This is a genomic window from Wenjunlia vitaminophila DSM 41686, from assembly GCF_000380165.1.
Classification (GTDB): Bacteria; Actinomycetota; Actinomycetes; order Streptomycetales; family Streptomycetaceae; genus Wenjunlia; species Wenjunlia vitaminophila.
The window spans coordinates 1-2294 of record NZ_KB904745.1; the positions used below are offsets into that span (position 1 = coordinate 1).

General features: G+C 68.6%; 1 protein-coding gene. It reads right to left on the reverse strand.

From position 1 onward, the window contains the following. The coding region (locus A3IG_RS0127955; RefSeq protein WP_018386889.1) for a DUF6531 domain-containing protein at positions 1 to 2294 on the reverse strand (2294 nt) is incomplete at both ends.

Genomic DNA, 2294 nt, shown 5'->3' on the forward strand with positions numbered 1-2294 from the left:
GCGGTGGTTTGGTTGCCTGCGGGGTCGTAGGTGTAGGTCTCGGTCCAGTTGGTGGCGGTGACGTGGGTGACCCGGCCGACGGGGTCGAGGGTGAACCGTCGGGGGCCGTTGAGGTGGTCATCGATGCCCAGGAGGTAGCCGTCGGGCCGGTAGGTGTAGGTGCGGCGTTGGGCGAGCCCGGTGGGTGCGGTGACGGTCTGGTCAGTGAGGCGGCCCGCGGTGTCCCAGGTGTGGGTGAGGGTGAGGGTGTCATCGACGGTGCGGGTGAGTTCTTGGCCGGCGGGGTCGTGCGTGAAGGTCAGGGTGTGACCGGCGGTGGTCAACCCGGTGCGGCGGCCCGCAGGATCGTAGGTGTAGGTGGTCTCCACGCCGGTGGGGGTGATGCGGCGGGTTCGTCGGCCCAGGGCGTCGTAGGTGAAGGTGATGGTGCGGCCGTTGCAGGTCTCTGAGGTGATGCGTCCGGCGCGGTCTCGCCGCCAGATCAGGATGGTGTCGGGGTTGGTGGCTTGGGTGAGGCGGCCGGCGGGGTCGTAGGTGAACGTGGACAGCCAGCCGCCGGCGTCCTGCTCAACGACCCGGCCCAACACGTCGTGGGTGTAGGTGGTGGTTTCGCCCAGCGGGTTGGTGCGCGAGGCGAGCTGGCTTGCGGGGGTGTGGGTGTAGGTGATGGTGCGGTCATCGAAGTCGGTTTCCGAGGTCAGCCGGCCCGCGGGGTCGTAGGTGTAGGTCCAGGTCAGGCCTTGGGGGTTGGTGACCTGGGTCAACCGCAGGTGCGTGTCGTGGGTGAACTCATACCGGACACCATCAGGGGTGGTGCGGGCGGTCAGCAGGTCGAAGTGGGTGTACTCAAACCGGGTGGTCCCGCCGATGGGGTCGGTGTGGGAGACGCAGTTGCCTTCACCGTCGTAGGTCCAGGACTCCTGCGCGCCGTCGGGCTGAACACGGCTGGCGAGTTTGCCTTCTAGGGTCCAGGTCAGGCGGGTGGTGTGACCTAACGGGTCGGTGACCGTCGTGACTCGGCCGAACATGTCCCGCTCGCAGCGGGTGGTCGCACCGAGGGGGTCGGTGACCTCGATGGGTAAGCCCGCGGTGTTGCACTCCACGTGGGTGGTGTGACCTAACGCGTCAGTGATCGCGGTCAGGTGGCCCTGGGCGGTGTGGGTGAAGCGGGTGACAGCGCCGGCAGGGTCAGTGACAGCCGTGCGGTTGCCTGCGGAGTCGAACTCCTGGTGCCAGGTCGCCCCGTCGAACCCGACCAGGGCTGTGGGCAGGCCCAGGGTGTTGTAGGCGGCGGTGGCCTCCCGGCCATCCGGGCGCACCACCCCCACCAGGTTCCCCGCGTCGTCCCAGCGGTAGTGGGTGGTGTGGCCCAACGCATCGGTGCGGGATGTCACCCGGTCCTGGGTGTCGTACGTGGTGTGGACGGTAGCGCCCAGCGGGTCGGTGGTAGCGATGACCTGACGACGCGCGTTGACCACATACCGCGTGGCGTGCCCCTCGGGCGTGGTGACCGTCGTCGTGGTCGTACCCGTTGCGGGGTCGGGGTCGGTGTAGGTCAGGGTCACTGTCAGGTGGCCGCCGTCACCGCCGGCGGCCACACATCGGTCACGGTCGTCGTAGGTGTGGTGGTAGCTGCGGTCGTTGGTGTCCCTCCACGACACCAACCGCCCCCGCCCGTCATAAGCGAAGCGCAACGGCAGGCCGCTGGAGTTGGTGACCGAGGCTAGGTTCCCGTCGCTGTAGCCGTACCGGAGCAGCGTCACTTCGTCGTCCGGGACTGTGGCGTCGGACAGGTGCAGGGCGGTGATTCGGTCGTCTTCCACGGTGAAGCGCAGTCGGTAGCCGGCGTGGTGGGTGATGGCGGCAGGGGTGCCCTCGGGGGTGTGGTCGAAGGTGATCCAGTTGCCGTGGCGGTCGGTGATCTGGTCGATCACCGCCACACCGTCACCCCCACCAGGCGGGGCGGTGAAGTGCCGCACCTGACCGGAGCCCGGATCAGTCAGGGCGTAGTCCCCCTCCCGGGTGCGTTCCAACGGCCACCGCGGCCCGCCCTGCGGCAACGTGCTCAAGCCCACCGCCGGATGCGGGTAGGACAACACCAACCCGTCCTCAGAGCAGAACACGACTCCCTCGGAATCGACCTCCAGGTGCTGGTCCACCGTGGACGCCCACGCCGGCCCGAACCACCGCCCCGCGGCATACCCGGACTCCACATGCCGACCGAACACCAACGGCAACGTCCCCGGCAGCACCACATCCGTCTGCGGCAGATACATCAACCCCGTGGCCAGGTC